General features: G+C 72.3%; 17 protein-coding genes. 7 read left to right on the forward strand and 10 right to left on the reverse strand.

Annotated elements, in window-relative coordinates:
- The first annotated feature begins 43 nt into the window (after positions 1-43).
- The gene (locus tag DEJ32_RS05640; RefSeq protein WP_146234083.1) at positions 44-1,942 is read left to right on the forward strand and encodes a glycosyltransferase; all 1,899 of its coding nucleotides are present in this window, start codon (positions 44-46) and stop codon (positions 1,940-1,942) included.
- A gap of 49 nt (positions 1,943-1,991) precedes the next feature.
- Here DEJ32_RS05640 and DEJ32_RS05645 read toward each other — a convergent pair whose 3' ends face one another.
- The 6 genes from DEJ32_RS05645 to DEJ32_RS05670 all read right to left on the reverse strand — a co-directional run bounded on the left by DEJ32_RS05645 (position 1,992) and on the right by DEJ32_RS05670 (position 9,944).
- Positions 1,992-3,116 (reverse strand): glycosyltransferase family 2 protein, encoded by a 1,125-nt coding sequence (locus DEJ32_RS05645; protein WP_110900581.1) that lies wholly within the window; start codon positions 3,114-3,116, stop codon positions 1,992-1,994.
- Between the two features lie 50 nt (positions 3,117-3,166).
- Entirely contained in the window at positions 3,167-4,027 is an 861-nt protein-coding gene (locus DEJ32_RS05650; RefSeq protein ID WP_110900582.1) for a glycosyltransferase family 2 protein, read from the reverse strand.
- The gene (locus tag DEJ32_RS05655; RefSeq protein ID WP_220032993.1) at positions 4,024-5,163 is read right to left on the reverse strand and encodes a glycosyltransferase family 1 protein; all 1,140 of its coding nucleotides are present in this window, start codon (positions 5,161-5,163) and stop codon (positions 4,024-4,026) included. The genes DEJ32_RS05650 and DEJ32_RS05655 overlap by 4 nt, the downstream gene beginning before the upstream one ends.
- 1 nt (position 5,164) lies before the next feature.
- Positions 5,165-6,403 (reverse strand): ABC transporter ATP-binding protein, encoded by a 1,239-nt coding sequence (locus tag DEJ32_RS05660; protein ID WP_110824512.1) that lies wholly within the window; start codon positions 6,401-6,403, stop codon positions 5,165-5,167.
- Positions 6,404-6,407: 4 nt separating this feature from the next.
- A complete protein-coding gene (locus DEJ32_RS05665) occupies positions 6,408-7,304 on the reverse strand; it encodes an ABC transporter permease (protein WP_110824511.1) in 897 nt (298 codons plus the stop codon).
- A 72-nt stretch (positions 7,305-7,376) separates the two neighbouring features.
- Entirely contained in the window at positions 7,377-9,944 is a 2,568-nt protein-coding gene (locus DEJ32_RS05670) for a glycosyltransferase (protein ID WP_110900583.1), read from the reverse strand.
- A 155-nt stretch (positions 9,945-10,099) separates the two neighbouring features.
- On the opposite strand from DEJ32_RS05670, the gene DEJ32_RS05675 reads away from it, so the two are divergent.
- The 4 genes from DEJ32_RS05675 to DEJ32_RS05690 all read left to right on the forward strand — a co-directional run bounded on the left by DEJ32_RS05675 (position 10,100) and on the right by DEJ32_RS05690 (position 15,828).
- Complete coding sequence (locus DEJ32_RS05675; protein WP_181420587.1) at positions 10,100-11,155, forward strand: glycosyltransferase family 2 protein; 1,056 nt, start codon at positions 10,100-10,102, stop codon at positions 11,153-11,155.
- 267 nt (positions 11,156-11,422) lie between these two features.
- The gene (locus DEJ32_RS05680) at positions 11,423-13,507 is read left to right on the forward strand and encodes a hypothetical protein (RefSeq protein ID WP_110900585.1); all 2,085 of its coding nucleotides are present in this window, start codon (positions 11,423-11,425) and stop codon (positions 13,505-13,507) included.
- A 117-nt stretch (positions 13,508-13,624) separates the two neighbouring features.
- Positions 13,625-15,031, forward strand: coding sequence for a hypothetical protein (locus DEJ32_RS05685; RefSeq protein WP_146234084.1), 1,407 nt, complete (start codon positions 13,625-13,627; stop codon positions 15,029-15,031).
- A 32-nt stretch (positions 15,032-15,063) separates the two neighbouring features.
- Positions 15,064-15,828 (forward strand): polyprenol monophosphomannose synthase, encoded by a 765-nt coding sequence (locus DEJ32_RS05690; protein ID WP_110889927.1) that lies wholly within the window; start codon positions 15,064-15,066, stop codon positions 15,826-15,828.
- A 77-nt stretch (positions 15,829-15,905) separates the two neighbouring features.
- On the opposite strand, the gene DEJ32_RS05695 is transcribed toward DEJ32_RS05690, so the two are convergent.
- On the reverse strand, positions 15,906-17,207 hold the full coding sequence (locus DEJ32_RS05695; RefSeq protein WP_110889926.1) for an O-antigen ligase family protein: 1,302 nt from the start codon (positions 17,205-17,207) through the stop codon (positions 15,906-15,908).
- 94 nt (positions 17,208-17,301) lie between these two features.
- Here DEJ32_RS05695 and DEJ32_RS05700 point away from each other — a divergent pair, with 94 nt between their 5' ends.
- A complete protein-coding gene (locus tag DEJ32_RS05700) occupies positions 17,302-18,696 on the forward strand; it encodes a hypothetical protein (protein ID WP_146234085.1) in 1,395 nt (464 codons plus the stop codon).
- Between the two features lie 4 nt (positions 18,697-18,700).
- On the opposite strand, the gene DEJ32_RS05705 is transcribed toward DEJ32_RS05700, so the two are convergent.
- Genes DEJ32_RS05705 through DEJ32_RS05715 form a run of 3 tightly spaced genes read right to left on the reverse strand, consistent with a single transcriptional unit; the run spans position 18,701 to position 24,350 of the window.
- Entirely contained in the window at positions 18,701-20,080 is a 1,380-nt protein-coding gene (locus tag DEJ32_RS05705) for an O-antigen ligase (RefSeq protein WP_110900587.1), read from the reverse strand.
- 24 nt (positions 20,081-20,104) lie between these two features.
- Positions 20,105-22,195 carry an acyltransferase family protein gene (locus DEJ32_RS05710; protein ID WP_181420588.1) on the reverse strand — a complete coding sequence of 697 codons (2,091 nt, stop codon included), beginning with the start codon at positions 22,193-22,195 and terminating at the stop codon, positions 20,105-20,107.
- Positions 22,196-22,232: 37 nt separating this feature from the next.
- Positions 22,233-24,350 (reverse strand): acyltransferase family protein, encoded by a 2,118-nt coding sequence (locus DEJ32_RS05715; protein ID WP_110900589.1) that lies wholly within the window; start codon positions 24,348-24,350, stop codon positions 22,233-22,235.
- 71 nt (positions 24,351-24,421) lie between these two features.
- Here DEJ32_RS05715 and manA point away from each other — a divergent pair, with 71 nt between their 5' ends.
- Entirely contained in the window at positions 24,422-25,639 is a 1,218-nt protein-coding gene (gene manA, locus DEJ32_RS05720) for a mannose-6-phosphate isomerase, class I (protein WP_110900590.1), read from the forward strand.
- The last annotated feature ends 27 nt before the right edge of the window (positions 25,640-25,666 follow it).

The raw sequence follows: 25,666 nt of genomic DNA on the forward strand, positions 1-25,666 counted from the left end.
GCGCACCCTGGCCGGTGTCCGGCCGACGTCGGACGCACGCGCTGTGGACGCAGGGGCGTCCGACGGGAGCGGGCCGCGCCTCCCGGTCGACACGTCACTCGAGACGGCGCCCCCCGTCGTCGAGCAGGGCCCGGCCGGAGCGTTCGACGCCGTCGTCACGGTGGCCGAGGGTGCGTACCGGGACGGCGCCCACGTGCGGACCGTGCAGGCGCTGACAGCGGCGGGGGCCGCGCGCGTCGTCGTCACCGTGTACGACGTCCACGCCGGGCCCACGAGCACGTACCCGCCGGTCACGGCGGGCGACGGCTGGACCGTGTCCCGGGACACCGTCGCGGCGACCTGGGGCGGCGCGGTCGCCGCCGCCCGGCCGCTGCTGCGCGCCCCGCTGGTGCTCGTGCAGGACGCGTCGATCGCGCTGCCGGACGGCGCCGCGGCCGCACTGGTCGCCGCCGTCGCGCCGGCGGGAGCGGGAGGCACCGTCCCATCCGACCGGGAGGCCGTGGTCGCCGTCCCCGTCGTCCGCACCCGCGACGACGTGGTGGCGAGTGCGGGCGCGGCGCTGGTGCAGGGCACCGCCCCGGTGGCCGCCCTGCTGCGTGGGCACCCGGCGGAGGACGCCGAGCGGCTCCCCGACGGTGTCGCGGCGTTCGCCGGCGACGAGCCCTGCTTCGCGGCACGCACAGCGCACCTCGCGCTTCCGGTCCGGACCGTCGACACCCGCACCGCGGTCGCCCGACTGACCCGGGACACCGCCGACGCCGCCGGCGGCACGTGCGTCGTGCTCCCGCTCGGTCGCGTCTACCGCACCGGGACCGTCCGTGAGCGGCGCATCGACACCGACGGCGCGGACGCCCTGGCGGTGTGGCGGGATCGCGGCGACGACAGCGCCGAGCGGGTGCTCGCCGCGCTCGACCTCGCCGTGGGCACCGTGGCCGCCGACCCCGCCGCGGCACCGGTGGCCCTCCGCGAACCGGTCCTCCGAGCCGAACGCGGCCCGTCGCGCCTGACGGCGCGTGAGCGCGGCGAGCGGCTCCGGTGGTCGGTCCGGATCGCCGCACACCCCGGCCCGCGCGGCGACGACTGGGGGGACACGTTCTTCGCGCGCGACCTGGCCGCGGCCCTGCGGTCCCTCGGGCAGGAGGTCGTGGTGGACCACCGCGAGTCGCACGCCCGTCCGCTGTCGGAGCACCTGGACGACGTCACCCTGACGCTGCGCGGGCTCGACGACACCCCGGTGCACCCCTCGGCCACCAACGTGCTCTGGGTCATCTCGCACCCCGACCTCGTGACGCCCGCGGAACTCGCCCGGTACGACCTGCGGTTCGCGGCCGGCCCCGTGTGGGCCGAGCGGACCGAGGCGGCGACCGGTCTGCCGGTGGCCCCGCTCCTGCAGGCGACCGATCCGGAGCGCTTCCACCCCGGTGCCGCCGAGGACGCCTACGCCGGCCTGGACACGGTGTTCGTCGGCAAGACCCGGCAGGTGTTCCGGCCGGTCGTCTCGGACGCCCTGCAGGCGGGGGCGGACCTGGCGGTGTGGGGCGAGGGCTGGGCCGGCCTGGTGCCGGAGGGGGTGCACCGCGGGACGTTCGTGCCGAACGAGGACCTGCCGGCCCTGTACCGGAGCGCCCGGGTGGTCCTCAACGACCACTGGGACGACATGGCACGGGACGGCTTCCTGTCGAACCGGCTGTTCGACGCCGCCGCGTCGGGTGCGCTCGTCGTGACGGACCCGGTGCCCGGCGTCGAGGAGCTGTTCGGCGGGGCGGTCCTGCCCTACCGCGACGTCGCCGAACTGCGGACGCTGCTGGGTCGGCGGGACATGGCCTCGGACGACGAACGCGCCGAGCGCGGCTCGCGGATCGGGACCGAGCACTCCTTCCGCCGACGAGCGGAGACGCTGGTGGACGCCGTCCGGCAGCACCGGCGGCGCCGGACGACCTGACCGGGTCCGGCCCAGGTCGAGCCGGGCTCGGCCCGGGCGCTGTCCGACGTCAGCGCGAGCGGACCCGGCGGGCCAGACCGGCGGCCCGGTCGGCCACCTGCACGATCCGGCGCTGGCGGAACGCCGCCGTCTCGGCCCGGGCGGCTTCGGCGCGCTCCCGCTCGAACTGCACGGTCTCCCGCAACGTCGTCGCGGTCGTCTCGGCCGCGCGCAGGGCGTCCTCGAGCTCGTCGATCCGCTCGTCGCGCGACGCCACCGCACGCCCGAGGGTCTGCAGCTCGTGGAGCTCGTCGGCCGGGACGAGGGGCTCGGCCGGGGTGTCGAGCGCCGTCGAGCCGGCCCGACGCAGCACCTCGGCGATCGTGTCGTCGCGGGTGAAGGGGCCGGTCGCGGCGTCCTCGTCGGTGACGAAGCGGAGCGAGAACACGGCCTGCAGCACCCCCTCCTGCAACCGCCGGTAGTCGCGCATGCCGTGGTGCCGGGGGCTCGGGGTCAGGTCCGGGTTCGCCTCGTAGCTCCGACCGCTCACGTCGACGCGGTGTTCGTACTGCGCCCAGGACCGCCACGGCAGGTGCAGGACCTCGAGTTCGAGCCCGGCCGGCACGGGTGCACCGTTCGCGACGCTCGCCCGGTGGTTGCCCTGCACGACGGTGACGCCCGGGTCGCCGACGTGGACGGTGTTCGGGGTCGGGGGAGCGACCAGGCCGGCGGCACGCAGCTCGTCGAGGGAGCGCTCGTCCCGCCAGTGGAGACGCTCGAGGCCGGCACCGGACGTGGCCATCGCGCCGGTGAGGTTGACGACGGGCACGAAGAACGCGCCGACCACCGGGTCGAGCTCCTCGAAGACCTGCCGGACCGTCCGCGTCCGGTCGACCGGCACGATGAACTCGTCCGCGTCGGCGTTGACGACCCAGTCCGCGCCGTGGACCGATGCGGCCTCGCGCGCCATCGTCGTGACGACGACGCCCTGCTGCTTCCGGTGCACCGGGTCGTGTCGCAGGTCCACCGTGACGTCGTCCCGCTCGGCGAAGGCGGCGAGCAGCTCGGCCGTGCCGTCCACCGACCCGTTGTCGGTGATGACGAAGACGTCGAAGCCCTGGGCGACGTGGTGGTCGAGCCAGGCGGTGATGACGTCCGCTTCATCGCGGACCATCAGGGTGACGGCGAGGATCATGGGGTGCGCTCCGGTTCGGGTGGGGATGCTCCCTGAGAGGTTATCGGGGTTCAGCGCGTGTGCGTGGCGCGGGCGCGGACGGTGAGCGCCACCCGGAGCGCGACGCGGAGCGGCCAGAGCCACCACGCCGAGTACTTCTGCGCGAGGAAACGGTAGGCGCTCTCGTGGTGTGCACGGCGCATCCGGTCCGAGGACCCCTGGGTCGCGGTCCCACCGACGTGCGTGGCGACGGCGGCCGGTTCGTACACGTTCCGGTAGCCGCTCCGGCCGATCCGCCAGCCGAGGTCCACGTCCTCGAAGTACATGAAGAAGCCCTCGTCGAACCCGCCGAGGCGGTCGAAGACGTCGCGGCGGACGAGCACGCACGCGCCCGAGAGCCAGCCCGCGTCACGGCGGCCGGTGTGGTCGCCGTCCTGCCGGTACCGCCTCGTCCACGGGTTGTCCTGCCAGACGTTCGCGAACACGGCGTGCCCGAGACCGGTGCGGAGGGACGGCACGAGCCGCGCCGACGGGTACACCTGCCCGTCCGTCTCCAGCAGCTTCGGGCCGACGGCGCCGATCGTCGGGTCGGACTCCGCCGTCGCGACCATCCGGTCGAGGGCGGACGGTTCGAGCACGACGTCCGGGTTCGACACGAGCACCCAGCGCACGTCGGGGGCGAGCGTGGCGACGGCCCGGTTGACGGCCGCACCGTAGCCGAGGTTCGCACCGACGGCGACGAACCGGGCACCGGCGGCCTCGGTGACCGCGCGGAGCTCGTCGGCGGTCGTGGAGTCGTTGTCCGCGACGACGACCTCGACGTCGCGTCCGCTGGCGGCCGGCACCGACGCGAGGAACGGGGGGAGGACGTCGACCGACTCGTACGTGACCGTGACGACGGCGACCCGCGCGGGGTGCGTGTCCGTGCTCATGCGAAGACCTCCAGGTGGCGCTCGGCGCACGCGGCCCACGTGAAGGTCGCGGCGCGGGCCTCGGCGCGGGCCGTCCGTTCGGCCCGGAGCTCCGGCGCCTCGGCGAGCAGCACGGCGAGGGCGTCCGCGATCGGGCCGGCGTCCGGCTCGGTGTAGGTCACGGCGTCGCCGCCGACCTCGGGGATCGCCAGTCGACGGGTGGTGAGGACGTCCGCGCCGGAGGCCATCGCCTCGAGCACCGGCAGGCCGAAGCCCTCCGCGGTGCTCGGGTAGACCACGACGCGCGCGCCCCCGAGGAACGCGCGGAGCTCCTCGACCGGCAGGTACCCGAGGTAGCGGACCGGGGCACCGGGGACGTCACCCGCGGCGGTGAGCTCGGCGCGTGCGTCCTCGTCCCAGCCGAGTCCGCCTGCGACCAGCAGCGCCGGCACCGCCGCGCCGCCACCGTCGGCAGCCCGTGCGGTGAGCGCGCGGTGCGCGGCGATGAGCTCCGGCACCCGCTTGCGCGGTTCGACCGTGCCGAGGAAGGCGATCCACGCGTCGTCGCCGAGCGCGTGCGCCGCACGGAAGGCGGCCGTCTCCGCGGCCGTCGGCACCCGGAAGAGCGTGCGGTCGACCCCGAGGTGGGCCACGACCGTGGGACGCGCCGACCGACCCGCCAACCGGTCGAGCTCGGCGATGGTGGCGGCGCTCGGCGCGACCGTCCGTCGGGCGAGTCGCCGTGCGAGACGGGTCCAGGTCCGGAAGAACAGCACCTTCAGGCGCGAGTGCGCGGCGGGGTCGGAGAAGAACGTCGCGTCGTGCAGGGTGACGACCGTCCGGGAGGCCCGGGTCACCGGGAACGTGTAGTGCGGGCTGTGCAGGACCTCGGCGCCGACGCGACGCGCCGTCACCGGCAGCAGCGTCTGCTCCCACACGAGGCGCAGCGGGCGGGAGGCGGTCCACCGCGGTGCCGCGTGGTAGCGGTGTCCGGGTGCGGTCTCGCGCAACCAGGCGAGGTCGCCCGGCTTGACGACCACGTCGACACGGACGTCCAGCTCGGCGAGGCCCTGCAGCAGCCCGGCGATGTAGCGGGCGACGCCGCCGCGGTTCGGCGGGATCGAGGTGGCGTCGACGAGCACGGGGAGTGCCCGCACCTCAGCTGACCTGGCGCTCGGTGGTCCGCGTCCAGGCGATCCCGGACTGCGTGTCCTCGTCGACGACGACGAACCGCGCCGCCTCGCGCTGGATGACGATGTGCTCCCCGTTCGGCTTCGCCAGGAAGACGTGCACGAAGTACTGGCCGCCGCCCAGCCGCAGGTCGTGCAGGTGCCACTCGACGGTCGCGGTCCCGCGCAGGGGGTCGTGACGGGTCTCGAGCTGCCGGCTGTCGACGCCGAAGGCGGGGTGCCCGAGGTGGTTCTCGATCTTGATGCCCGCGCGCCACTCGGGCAGGACCGTGGTGTGGGAGAACGTCGCGCGGACGACGAGGTCGTCGCCGTGGCGGTGCTCGGCGCCCGCGGGCTTGCCGGGGATCTCGAGCTCGACGTGCTCGACCTTGCCCGGGCTGGCGGTCTCCTCCGGGTGGTTCGCCTCGACCTCGGCGACGCGGCGGTCCTCGAGGATCTCGCGGAAGTTCTTCACGGCCAGGCGTGCCGACCCCTGGAACATGACCTCGCCGTGGTGCAGGACGACGGCGGAGTCGCAGAGTTCCTGGACCTGTCCGAGCGAGTGCGACACGAGGATGATCGTGCGGCCCTGCTCCTGGAACTCGCGGATCTTGTCGAGGCACTTCTTCTGGAACTGCTCGTCACCGACGGCCAGGACCTCGTCCACGAGCAGCACGTCGGGGTCGGTGTTGATCGCGACCGCGAAGGCGAGCCGGACGTACATGCCGGACGAGTAGAACTTCACCTGGGTGTCGATGAAGTCGCCGATGCCGGAGAACTGCAGGATGTCCTCGAAGCGGGCTTCGGTCTCCTCCTGCGTCTGCCCGAGGATCGCGGCGTTGAGGTAGACGTTCTCGCGGCCGGTCAGGTCCGGGTGGAAGCCCGCGCCGAGCTCGATGAGGGCGGCGAGGCGACCGCGGCGCTCCACGGTGCCGGTGGTCGGCTCGAGGATGCCGCCGATGGTCTTCAGCAGCGTCGACTTGCCGGAGCCGTTCGGGCCGAGCAGGCCGATCGTGGTGCCGGCCGGGATGTCGAGGCTCACGTCCTTGAGCGCCCAGAAGTCCTCGCTGTGCCGGCGGCCGGCGCGACCGAGCGTGACCACGCGCTCCTTGAGCGAGTTGTCCTTGCGGATGGTGAAGCGCTTGGAGACGTTCCGCACCGTGACGACGGCGGGAGCGTCGGAGAAGGGCGAGGTCGTGGCCTGCGTCAGGTCGTTGTCGATGCTCATCGGATCAGATCTCCTGGGCGAAGTTGCCCTGCAGCTTGGCGAACACGCGCTGGCAGGCGACGAGGGCGACGAGACCGACGACGCCCGCGACGGCCAGGCGGAGGAGCAGGTCGGACGGGTACTGCGAGTCGTTCCCCGCCGTCCAGAACGCCCGGTGGATCCCGAGCACCGCGAGCGTGATCGGGTTCGCCGTGTACAGGTTGAGCAGCCAGGTGTTCGCGGCGTTCGACACCATCTGCCAGCTGTAGACGATGGGCGAGCCCCACATGAGCAGCAGGACCAGGACCTCGACGAGGTACTGCATGTCACGCAGGTACACGTTCGCGGCCGCGAGCAGGAGCGCGAGCGCTGTCGCCCAGATGAGGATGACGAGCGTCGCCGGGAAGAAGTAGAGCAGGTCGGGTCGCACCCAGTCGAAGCCGCTCTGCAGGACCGCTGCGGCGAGGAGCACGACGAGCTGGACGCCGAAGTTGAACAGCGCGGCACCGACACTGGCCAGGGGGTAGATCTCCCGCGGCAGGTAGACCTTCTTGATGAGCCCGCCGTTCGACACGATGGACGCCGTCCCGGAGGCCACGATCTCGCTGAACAGCCCGTAGAGCGTCAGACCGGAGAACACGTAGATGGCGAACTCCGGGATGTTCCGCGACGCGCCGAGGATCTGGCCGAGCACGAAGTAGTAGATCGCCAGCTGCACGAGCGGACGGATCAGCGTCCACGCGAAGCCGAGCGCACTGTCCTTGTACCGGGACTTCAGGTCGCGCCGGATGAGCAGGTCGAGCAGCTGCCGGTGGGCGAACACCTCGCGGATCGACCCGAGCACCGCGGTCGCAGGACGACCGGCGGGGGCCATGCGCTCCTGACGGAGACGCTCGAACCGCTCGCTGACGATGTTGCTCATGGGTTCCTCACGTAGGTGCGCTGGGGCGACGGACAACTGTACATCGGCCTCCGGGCGGGGCCGCTGCGACGGTCAGCGCCCGTTCTTGCTCTCGCGCATGATGCGCACGCGGTTCTGGACCTTCTCCCGGAGACCGGACACGCCGTTCTGGCGGAGGTACCAGGTCGCGAGTCGGACGTCGCGGACGACGCCGTGGCGGCTGTTCGCGATCTCGTGGAACTGCATCTCGCGCTGACGGGCCGGGCTGAGCGCGACGCGCGGACGGCTGCCCGCCGTGACCGATCCCGCCGGCACGGCCGCGTCGTGCGCGCGGTCCGCGGCGACCTGCGGGTCCTTGCAGAACTCGACGAGGGGAGCGAGCGCACGCTCCCACGTGAAGTCGTCGCGGACGCGGCTGACGGCAGCCCGGGCGGCGGCGGCGGCCTCCGGGTCGTACAGCATCGACTCGAGCGCGGCGGCGAGGGCGTCGACGTCGCGTTCCTTCACGGCGACACCCATGCCCTCGGCCGCGACGAGGTCGCCGAAGCTGTCGCCGTCGGTCGTGACGATCGGCAGGTTCGCCCACATGTAGTCGAGGATGCGGGTGCGGAACGAGAAGGTCGTCTCGATGTGCGCGAAGTGCGTGCTGACCCCCGCGTCGGCCTCGAGCAGGTAGTTCTGGCGGTCGTCCAGCGCCACCCACTGCTCGTTGAAGAAGACGTGCTTGCCGGTCAGGCCGAGCTGGTCGCTGATGCGGCGCGTCTCGGCGACGATCGCCATCTCGGGCACGTCCGGGTTCGGGTGTGCGACACCGAGGAAGAACAGGCGGATGTCGTCGTGGCGTTCGGCGACCTGGGCGACCGCGCGGACGAGCGACGGGGTGTCGAACCAGTTGTAGATGCCACCGCCCCAGATGACGACCTTGTCGTCCTCGCCGATGCCGGGCGTGACGCCACGGATCGCCTTGCGCTCGTGCTGCGGCGGCCGGGAGTCCATGCCGAACGGCGCGATCGCGATGAGCTTGTTGAGGTTGTCGTCCGCCAGGTAGTTGTCCGGGTTGACGCGACCGACGGCGGCGAGCTGCCCGAGCCAGAACAGGCGCTGCCGTTCCGAGGCACACAGGAAGAAGTCACCGCGCTCGAGCTGCGCGTTGATGACCTCGGTGGTGCTCGTCACCTGGTTGCGCCAGCCGACGTCACCGTTGTCCCGGGCCTGCTCGAGCTGCTCGAGGTGCATCGGGTCGTAGAGGTCGACGACCATGATCTTGTTCGACTTCTGCAGGGTCGTGAAGTGGTGCAGCGCGTAGCCCTGGAAGAAGATGACGTCCGCCCACTCCTCGTGCTCGCGCATCGCGCGCTCGTGCTGGAGCGGGACCCGGGTCACCTCGAAGGCGTCGGACTTCCGGTTGGCGACGTTCCAGGTGACCAGGCGCACGTCGTTGTCCGAGGACAGGGCCTCCGCGATCTTCCAGGCCCGCATACCCGGGCCGGCCATCTTCTCGCCGAGGGCGTCCCCGGTGATGACGAGGACCTTCGTGCGGTGCATCGGCGCCTCGATGTCGAACGCCTCGAGGATCGCGCGGTAGCCCTCCAGGAAGTAGCCGTCCTCGAAGAGCGGCTTGAACGCATCGCCGAACAGGCGGAAGACGTCCTTGTCGCTCCGGACGCGCTGCGACTGGATCCGGCGACGCTCCTCGGACAGGCGGGGGAGGTCGGCCACGAACTGGTCGAGCGCGAAGAACCCGGCGACGGTCTCCTTCGAGATCGGCGTCAGCGCGTCGAACTCGTCGGGTGCGCCGGTGAACCGACGGATGTCGAACTCCTCGGAGTCCCGACCGCTCTTCGCGACCGCGCGGCGGGCGAGGAGGGCGAGGGCGGCGGGGAGGAAGACACCGAGGTTCTCGTCCGACAGGTTCTTGTACAGCAGGTGCAGGGCGTTCCGCTCGAGCAGGTACATCTCGCGGTGATCGCCGAACGACTTCATCGAGCCGTGGTGCTTGTGGAACACGACCGAGCGCGGCGCGAACCGGACGCGGTAGCCGAGCAGGTTCAGGCGCCAGCCGAGGTCCACGTCGTCGTAGAACATGAAGAGGCCCTCGTCGAACCCGCCGACCTCGAGGAAGACGTCCCGGCGGACGAACAGCGCAGAGCCGGTGCCGAAGAGCAGGTCCTGGGGCTCGTCGAACCGGCCGTCGTCGAGCTCGGCGATGTGGTTCTTGTAGCCCATCCCGAACCAGCTGAGCCCGGACTCGACGAAGTCGATCGTCCGGCCCTCCCAGTCGAGGACCTTGCTCGCCACGGCGGCGACGCGGGGGCTCGGCGCGAACCCAGCGATGCCCTCCTTGACCCAGTCGACGTGCGGCTTCGCGTCGTTGTTGAGGAAGGCGACGACGTCACCGGTGGCTTCGCGGGCGCCGAGGTTGCTGCCGCCGGTGAAGCCGAGGTTCTCCGCCGAGACGATGATCCGGACGTTCGCCTGGTCGCCGAGGGCGGCACGGAGCCGTGCTTCGCTGTCGTCGCCGGAGCCGTTCTCGACGACGACGATCTCCAGCCGGTCCGCGGGCCAGTCGACCTCGCTCAGCCGGGCGATGCACTCGAGGGTGTCGTCGGTCCCGCGGAAGTTGATGACGACGACGGACACGCGGGTCGCGGAAGAGGACATGGTGTGGACTCCGTACGTCGACTGGCAGCGGAGCGCGGAGGGCGCGCCGCGGGTTCCCCGGAAGGCGGCACCACTATACCGAGAAGTGCACGGGCCTCCCGGGGTGCGGGGTGTGCCGTCCCCGCACCCGCGGGTCTGCCTGGGAGACTGTCGGCGTGGACGTCTCCGTGGTCATCGTCGACTGGCACCAGCCCGTCCTCACCCGTCGCGCCGTCGAGTCGGTGCTCTCGCAGCGCGTGGACGCCTCGGTCGAGGTCGTCCTCGTCGTGAACGAGGCCGACGAGGCGACCGTGCGGGACTACCGCGCGGACTTCCCGTCGCTCGTGGTCGTCCCCGAGCCGACGAACGCCGGGTTCGCCGGCGGGGTGGCGCGGGGCATGGCGGCGTCGACGGCGGCCGTGGTCGTGCTGGTCAACAACGACGCCGTCGCGGACCACGGGTTCCTGGAGCGCGGGCTGGCCGCGCTGGCGGCCGGCGGAGCCGGGACCGCCGCGGTCGCCGCGACGGCGGTGCTCGAGGGGCGGTTCGTCCCGGTCGACGGCCGTGCACCGCGCTCGGACGACGACCTCGTCGCCGCCGACGGTCGCCGGTGGCGACGGACCGCGACCGGTGGCGTGACCCTGGTCAACGGGACCGGGGTCGTGCTCGACCGCAACGGCAACGGCCGCGACCGGGACTGGCTCCGACCGATCGAAGACGCCCCCGAGCACGCGCCGCTCTTCGGCTTCTCCGGCGGTGCCGCGTTCCTCCGACGAGAGGCGGTCGAGGCGGTCGGCGGCTTCGACGAGTCCCTCTTCATGTACTACGAGGACCTCGACCTCGCCTGGCGGCTGCGGCTGGCCGGTCACCGCATCGGCTCCGCCCCGGACGCCGTCGTCGTCCACCGGCACGCGGCGAGCTCGGGGAGCGACTCGCCCCTCGTTCGCTACCAGAGCATGCGGAACCGGCTGCTGGTCACCGCCCGCAACGCGACGGCCGGCATGCTCGCCCGGGTCGTCGCGCGCACCGTCGTCCGCATGGTGGAGGACCTCCTCCGTCCGGGTCGCGCACAGCTCACCCCGGCCACGTGGGCACGGCTCGTCCGGGAGGCACCTGCCGCGCTCCGGCGGGCGCGCCGCCTCCGCCGGTCGGACGGGACGAGCCGGGCGGCACGCAGCGCCGTCGAGGCATCGCTCGAGGGCGCTGCGCGCCGCGACGCCCCGGCCGCCTGAGGCCTGAGCCTCCGTTCAGGCGCCGGCGGCGACGGCGGGCAGCCCGGGGACCACCGGGCGCACGGGGCGGTGCGGGCCGGGCCGGGCCTCCCGGACAAGGTGGTCCATGCCCCTCCGTTCGGGGGCCATGCCGGGGGCTGTGTGATCGCTGTGGCGCAGGTAGGCTGCTGTGGCGCGTGTGTTCCGCCGCCATCAGGGGTCGACGGACACGTCTCCCGAACCGCGTGCCGGACCCACCCCGTCGCCGCCCCCGGAAAGGCCTCCGACGTGAAGAAGCTCGTCGCCATCGCCGCCAGTGTGCTCGCCGTCGCGAGCGTCCTGGTCGGCTTCCAGATCGCGGGTCCGTCCGCGCACCAGGAACCCGCCAGCGCCTTGAGTGGCTCGTCGTTCCAGGCCGGGAACATCATCTCGGACGCCAACTTCTACAACGGCACGTCGATGACCGTCGACCAGGTGCAGTCGTTCCTGAACGCGCAGGTGTCGTCCTGCACGAACAGCGGGTGTCTCCGCAACGGCCGGTACTCGATGAACAGCCGCTCGGCCGACGCCATGTGCGGCGCGGTGACCGGCGGCTCGTCGCTGTCGACCGCGCAGATCCTGACGCGCGTCGGCGCGGCCTGCGGCATCAGCCCGAAGGTCATGCTCGTCACCCTGCAGAAGGAACAGGGGCTCGTCACCTCGCGCGGCCCGTCGGCCGCCGTGCTCGAGCGGGCGATGGGCTACGCGTGCCCGGACAACGTCGGCGGCCACTGCGACCCCGCCTACGCGGGCGTCGGCAACCAGATCTACTGGTCGGCCTGGCAGTGGAAGCGGTACGGCAACCCCCCGGGCACGAGCAACTACTTCACCTGGTTCAACCCGGGCGGCACCCGCGCGATCCAGTACAACGTCCCGACCTCGTGCGGCACGAAGTCGGTCGCGGTGCAGAACAAGGCCACGGCTGCGCTGTACTACTACACGCCCTACACGCCCAACACGGCGGCGCTGAACAACCTGTACGGCACCGGTGACGGCTGCTCCGCGTACGGCAACCGCAACTTCTGGCGGATGTACAACGACTGGTTCGGGTCCACGACCGGCACCCCGCCCGTGGTCACCGCGGCGAAGGGCAGCTTCGACGGCCTGACGTCGAGCTACAACACCGTCACGGTCAACGGCTGGGCACTCGACACCCGCACCAAGGCGAGCACCCGTGTCCAGGTCACGGTCGGTTCGGCCACCAGGACCGTCACCGCGAACGGCAACCGGCCGGACATCGCCCGGGCCTACCCGAAGCTCGGCGCGAAGCACGGGTTCACGGCGTCGGTCAGTGCGCCCGTGGGCTCGCAGCAGGTCTGCGTGTCCGCGCTCACGGCCGCCGGCAAGACGAAGGCCGACCTCGGGTGCAAGACCGTCGTCGTGGCGGACGGGTCCCCGCACGGATCCCTCGACCGGGCCTCCGCGGCACCGGGCGGCGTGTCCGTCGCCGGATGGGCGATCGACCCGGAGACCCCGAAGTCGATCGGCGTCTCGGTCAGCTCCGACGGGGCGTTCGTGAAGAAGCTCTCGGGTGCGAAGGACCGTCCCGACGTCGCCCGGGCCTACCCGAAGGCCGGCGCCGCGCACGGGTTCGCTGCGACCGTCCCCGTCCCGGCCGGCAGCCACCGCATCTGCGTGACCGGAGCGAACACCGGCAAGGGTTCGGACGCTGTCATCGGCACCTGCAAGACCGTCAACGTGCCTGGCTCGCGCCCGATCGGCTCCGTCGACAGCGTGACCGCGACGCCGACCTCGGTCGGGGTCACGGGCTGGGCGCTCGACGGGGACTCGAAGGACCCGATCCAGGTCGACGTCTCCGTCGACGGGGTCGTCAAGCGTGTGGACGCCACCGGTTCCCGTCCGGACGTCGCGAAGACCTTCCCGGCCTACGGGTCGGCCCGCGGGTTCAGCGTGACCGTCCCGGCCGGCAGGGGCAAGCACGAGGTCTGCGTCCGCGCCCGCAACGTCGGCAAGGGGAACGTCAGCCCGTCGCTCGGGTGCCGGACCGTCTCCGTGGTGAACGCGGCACCGATCGGCAGCCTCGACGATGTCCAGGTCGTCAAGGGCGGCGTCAGCGTCTCCGGCTGGGCGATCGACCTCGACAAGACCGGGCCGATCTCGGTCGACCTGTCCGTGGACGCCACGGTCAAGCGGGTCACCGCGTCGAAGGAGCGTGCCGACATCGGCCGGGCGCACCCGAAGGCGGGACCGGCGCATGCGTTCGCCGTGACGCTCCCCACGGCCGCCGGTACCCATGAGGTCTGCGCGCAGGCGATCGACTCGGCCGGGGGAGTCGGCACCGCGCTCGGGTGCAGGACGGTGACCGTTCCCTGACGCTCGTGGAACAGCACCGAAGCCGTCGTCTCTCCGAGGCGGCGGCTTCCTGCTGTCCGCGGGGACGCGCCTCTCGGGGGAGGCGTCCCCTGTCGCCTGCTGTGAGAGGATCGTCCGGTGCTTGAGACCAGACCGCCCGTCGGGGGAGCGACGGACGGCGTCGCCGGGGGCAGCCCGGTGCGTCGTCGCCTCCTCGCGATCGCCGCCCCGCTGCTGCTCTGGATCGTGATCGCGGCCGCCGGGTGGCTCCGGTTGACGCCCGAGGTGCGCAACACGCTCTGGGCGGAAGACGGCAAGGTCTTCCTCGAGGAGCAGTACCGGCTGGGCTTCGCAGGGGCGCTCTTCCATGACTACGCCGGCTACCTGCACGTGGTGCCGCGCATCCTCGTCGCGGTGGCGTCGGGCGTGGCGCCGATCGACCGGTTCGCGGTGACGGTGTCGGTCCTCTGCGTGGTCGTGACGGCCGCGGTCGGCGCCGCCGTGTGGGTGCTCACCGCCGGTGTCCTCCGGTCCGTCGTGGCGCGGCTGCTCCTGGCGCTCGTGCCGGCGCTCGTGCCCCTCGGCCCCATGGAGATCCAGGCGAACGCGGCGAACCTGCACTGGTTCCTCATGTTCCTGATGCCGTTCGCGCTGCTCGCCCCCGTGCGCTCCTGGGTGAGAGGGATCCTCCTCGGGGTCGCGACGCTGCTCGCCGGTCTCACCGAGATCCAGATCGTCGCCTTCTTCCCCCTCTTCTTCGTCGGCATCCGCAACCGGTACCGGTGGCCGATCATCGCAGGATCCCTCATCGGTGGCGCCGCGCAGGTCATCACCACGCTGACCCATCCCCGCGCAGCCCCGACGGTCCCGCACAACACGGTCGCCGACATGGTGCTCGGCTACGCCGTCCAACCCTTCGCGGGTTCGTTCACCTGGAGCATGCCGACCGTCGGACGGCAGATCGTCAGCCACGGCGTCTGGGTCGTCGTCCTGCCGCTGGTCCTCGCAGCCCTCCTCGCGGTCGCGGGCTTCTGGTTCGGTGCGGCGCGGCAGCGGTGGATGCTCGCGTCCATGCTGTGGGGCTCGGCGGCGGTCTGGTTCGGAGCGGTCTTCCTCAACCCGAACGAGATGCTCGCGTTCGCGCACTTCGACGACGGCAGATGGTTGGGCAACTGGACGTTCCGGTACAGCGCGTCGGCGTCGATGTACGTCCTCGGTGCCTTCATCGTCATCGCCGACATCGCGCTGAGCCGCGGCGGGCTCGTCCGCTCCGGACCGAGCGATGCCCGGGATGCGGGCGTGTCCTGGGCCTTCCGGATCGTCGGCGTCGCACTGTCGCTCGTCGTCGTGCTCGCGTTCGCACTCAACTACTCGATGGACAAGGCGAACCGCCAGGGCGGCCCGGTGTGGGACCAGCAGATCCGGATGTCGGAGCCGCAGTGCACCCGGACGCCTGAGGCCGACGCGTCGGTCCAGATCGCCCCAGGAGCGCAATGGGCCGTCACCGTGCCCTGCGCCATCATCGACCAGGACGCCGAGCGCTGAGCGCCGGGCCGACCGCGAACCGTGAGAAGGAAATGACCCGGAACACCGAATCCAAGCCCCTAGTGATCGTTCCGACCTACAACGAGGCCGAGAACATCCACGACATCGCGGCCCGCATCCTCGAGACGGTGCCGGATGCAGCCCTGCTCGTCGTGGACGACGGCAGCCCCGACGGTACCGGTGACCTCGTCGAGGCGATGGCGCGGACCGACGACCGGGTGCACCTGCTCCGTCGTGCCGGCAAGCTCGGCCTGGGGACGGCGTACGTCGCGGGCTTCCGCTGGGGGCTCGAGCACGGGTACGACCTGCTCATCGAGATGGACGCCGACGGATCACACCCAGCGGACCGCTTGCCCGCCCTGATCGAAGCGGTGGCGGAGGCCGACCCTGCCGAGGACGTCATGCTGGCCATCGGGTCCCGATGGACCACAGGCGGCTCGGTCGTGGACTGGCCGAAGCGACGCGAGGTGCTCAGCCGTGGCGCGAACACCTACGCGCGCCTCATCCTCGGGCTCGACGTGCACGACATCACCGCGGGCTTCCGCGTGTACCGCGCCGACGCGATCGCGCGGATGGACCTCGGGTCGATCGACTCGAAGGGCTACTGCTTCCAGATCGACATGACGCTGCGGACGCACGACCTGGGTGGCCGGATCGTCGAGGTCCCGATCCGGTTCCGGGACCGTGTGCACGGGGTGTCCAAGATGAGCAAGGACATCATCATCGAGGCGATGCTCCGCACCACCCAGTGGGGGCTGCAGCGTCGCATCCGTCCCGGGGCGCACCGCCGCGCCTGAGGCATCGACGGTCGTCACCCCGCCACTAGACGACCGCGAGCTCCCGGGCCCGTCACCGTGTCGCCCTGTGGACGGTGTCAGGCCCGGGGGAGCCGGATGCGCCAGGACCGACGCCGTGCCGACACGACGAGCACCGTGACGAAGAGCATGAGACCCGCGCCGTGCAGCACGTAGCTCTCGGCAGCGCTCGTCACCCCGAGGAGCACGAGCACGGCTGTCGGCCAGACGTAGGCGACGCCGGGGAAGGTCGTCGCGGTCACCCATGACCGCGCGAACGCGAGCAGTGCCGCGCCGACGAGCAGCAGCATGCCCGCCAGGCCGATCTGCAGCCAGGCGTCGACCACGACGTCGAGGCCGGAGGTGAACCGCGCTCCGGACGGGTCGACGAACGTGACGAACGGGACGACCGGTTCGCTCGGCCAGGTGCCGACCCACCCCCAGCCCTGGATCGGGTACTGCTGGATGAAGCCGCGGATCTGCGCCCAGAGTTCGAGGCGGGTGGTCGTCCCGCCCGCTGCGCCGACTTCCCGCAGCACCCGGTCCCGCGCGACCACGAGGAGGACCCCCATCGCGACGAGGAGCGTGCCGAGCACGGTGTTCACCACCGGTCGGGTCCCCGGTCGGGCGTGTCGGAGTGACCAGAGGGCGAGCGCGGTCACCGTCAGGGCGATCATCGCCAGGCCGGTGATCGGCGACTGCACGAGCATGAGCGTGATGACGGCGATCGCGGTGGACCCGATCGCCCGCCACCGGGTGACGGAGCGGGTGAGGAACTCGACGACGAACGTCACGAGCGCCGTCGCCGCGATGAACCCCATGAAGTTGCGCGTTCCGCCGATGCCCTGGATGGGCCCACCGAAGGCGATGTCCCCACGGATGCCGAATGCGGGGATCGGGAGGTCGAGGACGAGGCCGGACAGCACCTCGAGCCCGAGGGCGACGACCAGCAGGACCCGGAAGGCGTCCCCGCAGGCACGGATGACCTGCACGAGGTCCCGTCCGAGAGCGAGGTACAGGCCGAGGCCGACGAAGCCGACCATCGCCGTGAACCCCCGTAACGCCACCCAGGAGTACTCGCTCCAGAGGACGCTGAGGCCGCAGTAGCCGACGAGGGCGAGCAGCGAGAGTGGCAGGACGCCGTGCCACTCGATCCGGTAGCGCTGTCCGAGCAGGCTGAGCCCGGCCAGGACGACGAGCGTGACGAGCACCGCCCATGTGCCCGGGGCGCCGACGAGGACCCGGACGGTGGGTTCACCGAAGGCGAAGATGACGATCGCGGTCGTGAGTGCCTGACTGAAGCGACCACCGGCCGAGAACCCGATCCAGGCGGACAGGTACCGCCGCGCGCGCACGCGTCGCGTCGTCCGGCCATCCGTCATCCGTCCATACTGGCGCACCCTGCCGTACTGCACCTGCGCCATCGCGGAGCGTCGATATCGCGGATCGTCGTTCTCCCGCTACCGTCGCTTCACGATGCGGCATGCTGGGACGGGACGGTGGACGTCGCTCAGGGCGGTGCTCGGGGCGGTGCTGGTCGGCGTGCTCGCCGCCGCGGTCGCCTGGCTCCGACTCGGTCCGGTCGCGCGGGGGACCGCCTGGGCGGAGGACGCCGGCCTGTTCTTCCGTGAGCACCTCGCGCTCGGTCCCCTCGACAGCGTCGCCCACCCCTACGCCGGGTACCTGCACCTGGTCCCACGGTTGGTGGTCGACGCGGCGTTCCTGCTGCCCGTCGAGTGGTACGCGCTCGCCGTGTCCGCCATGTGCTGCCTGGTCACCGGAGCGGTCTGCGCCGGCGTCTTCGTACTCGCTCGGGACGTCGTGCCGTCCCGGGCGCTCCGACTCGTGCTCGCCGCGGTGCCCGTCCTGCTCCCGACGGCCCCCTGGGAGATCTCCGGCAACGCCGCGAACCTGCACACCTACGGCCTCTTCCTCGCGCCGTGGCTGTTCGCACACCGCGTCCGCACCTGGTCGGGTGGCGTGGTGGTCGCCGTGGTCACCGTGCTGGTGGTCGGTACCGAGGCACAGGCCGTCCTCTTCCTCCCGCTCCTGGTCCTCGCCTGGTCGGGGCGGCCCGGGAGCGGCGGCGCTCAGCGGCACGGAGGACGGTGGCGTGCGCTCCCGGTCACCGTCGCCGCACTCGGCGCCGCAGCCGCCCAGGTGGTCACGGCGCTGACGACCGAGCGTGCCTCCCCGGCGGGTTCCCCCACCGTGTCGGACGTCGTGTCCGGCTGGACGCTGCAGACCGTCGGCGGCCTCCTGCGTGCGGACGTGGCGTCGGTCGGACGGGCCGTGGTCGCGGACGGCTGGGCCGTGGTCGCGGTGCCGGCGGTGGCGGTCGGCGCCGTCGTGCTGCTCGGCGCGGTCGTCGCGGTGCGCGACCACCGTCCCCGCCGAGCGGTGCTGGCCGTCGCCCTGACCCTGGGTTCCGGAGTCGTCTGGACGGCGGCCCTGGTCGCCAACGCGTCCGCGAACGGGCGGTGGTCACGGTCGACGCCGACGACCCTGGTCGAGGCGACCCCGTCCCGCTACGCGGCCGCAGCCGGCCTGCTGCTCACCGCCGCCGTGGTCGTCGCCGCCGCCGCCCTCGTCGACCGTGCGGTCCGTCCGCTCGGCGCGCGTCGCGGACGGACGGGAGGCCCGATCGCCGTCGTCCTCGTCGCCGTCGGTTGGTCCGTGGTCGCGCTGGTCCTGACCTCGTGGGTGGTCGCGTTCCCGGCGGAGGCGCAGCGGGCCTCCGGGCCGGTCTGGCAGCCGCAGTTCTCCGACGCGGAGCGCGCATGTGTCCGGCGTCCGTCGGCATCGGTGCGGATCGACGCGCTGCCGTGGGCGACACGGGTGCCGTGCGCCCTGGTGCTCGGCGACGACTGATGAGTCAGGGGTTGGCGGCCCGTCGGAAGGCTCGTTCCGTCGCCGGTGGCCGAGGCCCGTCGTCGACCGAGACGGGTTCCTCGGTGACCAGGACGATCCGTGATTTGATCGCGATGAGCGCGAACAGCACCCAGTTGCCCTGGTAGAGCAGCCGCGACTCCGCGACGGACTGCACCAGGAGCGCGACGACGACGAGCAGCGGGAACAAGGTCACCGGGTCGAACGGCCGGGGCCTCAGGTCAGGGCCGAACCCGGGTCGGGTCGCGCTCGCCCACGTGCGGCCGGAGGTCGTGACGACGTAGGCGGCGAAGAGCACCACGCCGATGACACCGGTCTGCATCCAGACGTCCAGCGTGGCGTCGTGCGCCTGCAGGTACTCGACGCCGTTGCGTGGTGCGAGGCCGGACAGCAGCGGGATGTTCGGCCACCAGTACCCGATCCAACCCCAGCCGACCACCGGGTGCTGCTCGACGAGACCCCACACCGCCGCCCAGATGGTGCCGCGACCGGTCAGGTCCGACGAACGGCCCAGGACGTCGAGCAGCGGTCCCCGTCCGGCCGCGACGGCGACCACCACGACGACGACCGCGGCGGCGAGCCCGGCGTACCGCGGTGCACGGTGTCCGCTGGGCACCCGGCGCATCCACAGCGCGGCCACGAGCACGGCGGCCACCACGACGGCGGCGACGATCACCGTCGACGAGCGTGTCAGGACGAACACGGCGCCCGCCACGACGAGCCAGCCGATCGCGCGGGTCCGCCGCATGCGGCCCTCGGCGAGCTGCACCGCGACCGCGATCGCCGCGAGGAGGGCGACCATCGCGAGCAGGTTCGCGTTGCCGGGGAGCCCTTGGATCCGTCCACCGGTGAAGAGCTCCGCGCGGGAGAAGTAGAAGGCATCGGGGACGTCCCGGTCGCCGTAGTGGGTCCAGATCGGAGCGATCGGGTGCCGCACGACGACGGCGACCACGGCCTCGAACAGCAGCGAGAGACCGAGCACCCACCGGAAGGCCAGGCTCGTGGCGTCCAGGATGCGCCGCCAGGTCAACGTCGAGGCGATCGCGAACGCGACGACGGCGCAGACCACCTGTGCGACCATGCTGGCGAGCGTCGCCGGACGCCAGTGCGACCAGAGTACGGTGACCAGGCACCAGGCGAGGAACAGCCAGAGGGCACGGGGGGTGCGGGCGATCGGCGGTCGAGCCCGGACGACCACGCTGATGCCCCACGCGCCCTCGAGCGCCCAGACGGCGGCGGCTCCGTACCAGGTGAGCGTGTTCGGGACCGCGTCCCCGGCGAACAGCGTCAGCAGGACCGCGGTGGCGAGGGCGAACGCCTCCCGCTCGGGGACGGATCCGCGCGCGAGGGGCCAGGTGTTCGTCACGGGTGACAGGCTAGCGCGCACCGGTCACCCGCCGAGCGAGGTCAGCGCCGCCCGCAGGCGTGAACCGAGGGCCGGCGCGAGGGTGGTCGCGAACGTGGCCGTCAGGTGGGTGGGGTCGCGGTGTGTCAGGACCCCGCCGATCACCGCCGGACACGTCGTCGCCGTGCAGTACCAGTCGGTCATGTCGACGTACCGCGCGCGGTCGCCGACCGCCGCGACCGCCTGCGCACTGCCGTCGAACGCGGCGAGGGCCTGGGCGCGGGGCAGGTCGCACGCACCGGTGGTCGGGCCCTGCATCTGCGCCAGGCACGCGAGCACGTCGTCGCGCGCGACGGGGTTGTCCCGGAGGGCGATGACCGGCACGCCGCGCCCGGTGGCAGTCCGCCACGCTGAGACGAGACCGCGGACGACCGTCTCGTCGTTGCTGCCCCCGTCCGCGACGAGCACCGGGCTCTTCGTGGCGGCGTGTGTCACGACGAGGGCGTCCAGCTCGTGCGCGTGGTCCGCCACCCAGGTCATCGCGTTCTGCTTCCACCCCTGGCAGCTGTCGGTGTAGCTCTGAGTCGGGGCCTGCTGCTCGGCCGTGGTGAAGTAGCAGCCGATGTGACCGGCGACGTCGATCCGCCAGTGCTCCCGTTGCGCGACGGCACGGTAGGCGGTCATCAGCGCGTTGTTGTGCGAGTCGCCGACCGCGAGCAGGTGCTTCCGGTAGCCGGTGCGGGGTCCGAGCGAGCAGACGTTGAAGTCCGCCGTGGTGTTGGACCAGCAGGCACCGTCGTTCGCGTCGTCGTGCGCCGCTGCCGCCGGTGCGGGCACTCGGACGTCGGCGAGGCGGGGGTTCACGCAGGGGTCGGCGCTACCGATCCGCGCCGCCGCGCCGAAGCAGTCGACGTCCCCTCGCGCCAGTCGTCCGGCGAAGGCCTGGGCCTGGACCTGCTGGACGTGGACCGCCGTGAGGGTCCCGGCGCCGATCGCCACGACCGCCACCGTCGCGACCAGGCCGAGCAGCGCCACCCGAGCCGGGCGCATCCGCACCGCGCGGGTCCGGGCGCGCAGCGGCTCCTCGACGAGCAGGGTCGAGGCGGCGGCGAGCACGAGCGCGCCGACGAGCACCGCGACCTTGCTCGTGGTGCCCAGCGGGTGCCCGAGGACGACGGGCAGGAGCACGACGGCTGGCCAGTGCCAGAGGTAGATCGCGTACGAGGTCCGCCCGATGAAGGCGACGGGCGCTCCGCGGCCCACCACCTGCAGCCCGCTCCGGGCGCCGGCGGCCACGACGAGGCCCGCGGACAGCACCGGCAGGAGTGCCGCGGTCCCCGGGAACGGCGTCGACGGACTGATCACGAGGACGGACGCGACGAGGCCTGCGACCCCCAGCCACGTCCCTCCTGTCCGGACCGCCGCCGCCGCACGCGTCCGGGCCGGCGCGAGCGGGACGGTGGCCAGGAACCCGCCGAGCGCGAACTCCCAGGCCCGCGTCGCCGTGGAGAAGTAGGCGATGCCGGGAGCGGTGCGTGTCTCGACGACGCACCAGACGAGCGACGCGACACCGACGGCGCCGAGGAGCACCCGCGCGGAGCGCACCGGGTCGGCGTGGCGCGACCGGCGCAGCAGGAGGCCGAGCAGGACCAGGAGCACCGGGAGGGCGATGTAGAACTGCTCCTCGACCGAGAGCGACCAGAAGTGCTGGAACGGCGAGGGCCGGTTGTCACTGGCCAGGTAGTCGACCGCGTCGGATGCCAGCTGCCAGTTCTGCAGGTAGACGGTCGAGGCGATGAGCTCCCGTCCGTACTGGCCCCAGAGGGAACTCGGGACGAGGGCGAGGACCGCGACCCCGGTGGCCGTCAGCGTCAGGAACGCGCCCGGCAGGAGGCGCCCGGCACGTCGGGTCCAGAACGCCGCCAGGCCGATCCGACCGGTGCGCACCTGTTCGCGGAGCAGGTGCCCGGTGATGAGGTACCCGGAGATGACGAAGAACACGTCCACGCCCACGAAGCCACCCGGCAGTCGGTTCGGCCACAGGTGGTAGAGCACGACTGCCAGGACAGCGAACGCCCGGAGCGCCTGGACGTCCCAGCGTGTGTGGTCAGGGACGGGTGTGGCTGGTGAGGACATCGCGGAAAGCATATGTTCCGTGACGGGTCCTCGGAGTTCACTCCGCTCGGCGCAGCGCGTCTTCGATCCCGCGCACCAGGTAGGGCTGGAGGGTCTTCGCGAACGTGGTCGTGATGTGCGTCTTGTCGCGGTACACGAGCACGCCGCCGATGACGGCCGGGCACGTCCGGTCGTCGCAGTACAGGTCGGTGAAGTCGATCACCTGTGCCAGGCGTCCGACCCGGTCCGCTGCCTCCTGCTGCCCGTCGAACGGCGCGGTCGCGGTCTCCCGGGAGCGGTCGCACGCCGTCGTGGTCGGCCCCTGCATCTCACTGACGCACGTCACGGTCCCCGGCTCCGGCACCGGGTTGTCCCGGATCGCGATGACGGGCACACCCTGCTCGGTCGCGGTCCGCCACGCGTCGACGAGACCGTCGACGGTCGCCTCCTCGGCCGAGACACCGCCCTCTCCGAGCACCGGCCGCGAGGTCGCCGAGTGCGTGACGAGGAGCGCGGTCAGGTCGTCCTGCTGCGACACGTAGTCCTCGGCGTGCTGCTTCCACGCCGCGCAGCTCGCCCGCAGCCCGGCGCTCGGAGCCGACTGCTCCGCCTTCGTGAAGTAGCAGCTCGGGTGCCCGGCGACGTCGATCCGCCAGTTGTTCGCCTTCGCGATCCGCTCGTACACGTCGATGAAGGAGTTGCTGTGCGAGTCCCCGAGGGCGAGGAACCGCTTCTCGTACCCGGTCTTCGGACCCAGGGTGCACCGGGTGAACTGACCGCCGCCGGCCGACCAGCACTCGCCACGGTTCGCGTCGTCGCGCCGGGCATTGGCCGCCGTCGGTACCCGCACCGAGCGCAGCGCGGGGTTGACGCAGGGGTCGGCCGACCCGATCTCGGCCGCCGCGCCGAAGCAACGGACGTCACCCCGTTCCAGCCGACGTGCCGCCTCCGCCGCCTGTGTCTGCTGCACCTGCAGCGTCGTCAGCGTCCCGGCACCCAGGCCGACCACGACGAGGGTGGCGCAGAACCCGATGACCGCGACCCGGCGCGGTCGCCAGAGGCGGACACGACGAGCGAAGCGGAACGGCTCCTCGACGAGCAGCGTCGAGAGGGTGCCGACGAGCACCGAGCCCACGAGGATGACGACCTTGTCGACGGCGGCGAGGTCGTGCCCGATCACGAACGGGGCCAGCACGATGGCGGGCCAGTGCCAGAGGTAGATCGCGTACGAGGTCCGGCCCAGGTGCGCCACCGGGAACCACCGGCCGACGGACTCGAGGGGCGTACCCGCGCCGAGCAGCACCACGAGGGTGGCACCGACCACGGGCAGGACCGCCGCGCTGCCCGGGAACGGCGTGTCACCGTCGAGCACCCACAGCGACGCCAGGAGGAGGGCCAGTCCGGCCCAGGTCGCCATGATCCGGACGAAGGTGCCGGCGCGGGACGACGCCACCCCGATCGGCAGCGTCGCCGCGAGGCCACCCAGCGCGAACTCCCAGGCGCGTGTCGCCGTCGAGAAGTACGCGACGCCCGGGGAGGACTCGGTCTGCAGGACGCTCCACGCCAGGGACGCCACGACCACGACGACCAGGACGACCCGCACCACGGCCGCGGCCGGGACCCCGCGACCGCGGCGGACGACGCGGACCAGGCCGACCACCGTGATGAGCACGAGCGGCAACGCGATGTAGAACTGCTCCTCCACCGACAGCGACCAGAAGTGCTGGAACGGCGACGGGTCGTTGTCGCTCGCCAGGTAGTCCACTGCGTCCGCGGCGAGCTGCCAGTTCTGCAGGTAGACGGTCGACGCGATCAGCTGACGCCCGTACTGCCCCCACAGTGCGTTCGGCACCGCGAGCAGCACCGTGACCCCCGTCGCGGCGATCGCCAGGAACGCGGCGGGCAGCAGCCGGAGCGCCCGGCGCGCCCAGAACCGTCCGAGCGCGATCCGCCCGGACGAGAGCAGTTCGCGGACGAGGTGTCCGGTGATGAGGTACCCGGAGATGACGAAGAACACGTCGACGCCGATGAACCCACCGGGCAGTCGGTTCGGCCACAGGTGGTAGAGCACGACGGCCAGGACGGCGAACGCCCGGAGTCCCTGGACGTCCCAGCGCGTGGCGTCCCTGCTCCGTCGGTCGTCGGCCGGTGTCGGGGCGGGGACGGCATTCTGCACCGGGACAGCCTACTTGCCGCACGGATCCGAGCCGTGCTTGCGCCCGGGAGGCGGCCGGATACGCTCGGACCATGTTCCTCGGCATCACGAACACCCCGCGCGACTACGCCTGGGGCTCCGTCTCCGCGATCCCCGAACTGCTCGGACGGACCGTCACCGGCGTCCCGCAGGCCGAACTCTGGCTCGGTGCCCACGCCGGCAGCCCCAGCGTGGTGGTCAACCCCGCGATGGTCGGCGGCGCGGACACGGTGCTCGACTGGATCACCGCCGAGCCCGAGACCGCCCTCGGCACGGACCGGTCCGGGCTGCCGTTCCTCCTCAAGGTCCTCGCCGCCGCGGCCCCGCTGTCCCTGCAGGCGCACCCGACCCCGGAGCAGGCCCGGGAGGGCTTCGACCGCGAGGAAGCCGCCGGGGTCCCGCTCGACGACCCGGCGCGCAACTACAAGGACCCGTTCCCGAAGCCCGAGCTCGTCGTCGCCCTGAGCGAGCGCTTCGAGGCGCTGAGCGGCTTCCGACCCGTCGCCGACGCGCTCGCCGAGGTCGAGGCGCTCGACGCCGGTTCCGGTCGGCTCGGTCCGCTCGTCGTGCACCTGCAGCACGGGCTCGAGGACACCGTCCGCTGGCTCGAGGAGACCGACGACTCGGCTCGCGCGGTCATCGGCGCGGTCGGGCACCTCGCGACGGAGGCGGTCGCCGCCGCAGGCGCGGACGGTCGGGTGACGCCGAACACCGCGACCGCCGCCGACCTCGCCCGTGCCTACCCGGAGGACCCGGGCGTGGTGGTGTCGCTCCTCATGCACCGGGTGACGCTCGCCCGCGGCGAGGCGATGTACCTGCCCGCCGGCAACATCCACGCCTACCTGGACGGGCTCGGCATCGAACTGATGGCGCCGTCCGACAACGTCCTCCGCGGGGGCCTGACGCCGAAGCACGTCGACGTGCCGGAGCTCCTGCGCGTGCTCGACTTCACCGCACACCCGGCACCGCTCCTCGAGCCGGAGCACCTCGCGCCCGCGGTGGACCGGTTCGCGCCGGAGGGCGTCGGCTTCGCACTGGTGCGCGTGACGAACGACGGGCGACCGGTCGGTGCCGGTGGCACCGCGCCCCTGGACGGGCCGTCGATCGCGATCTGCACCGAGGGGGTCGTGACCCTGGTCGGTGCGCACTCGGCGACCCTGCTCCGCCGGGGCGAGTCCTGCTACATCACGCCGGACGAGGGCGACGTGACGGTCGAGGCTGACGCCGGCAGCGGGACCACCGCGACGGTGTTCATCGCCACCGGCGCCTGATCGGCGCCTGACGGGCGGCCACCGGGC

The organism is Curtobacterium sp. MCPF17_046 (genome assembly GCF_003224295.1).
GTDB lineage: Bacteria > Actinomycetota > Actinomycetes > Actinomycetales > Microbacteriaceae > Curtobacterium.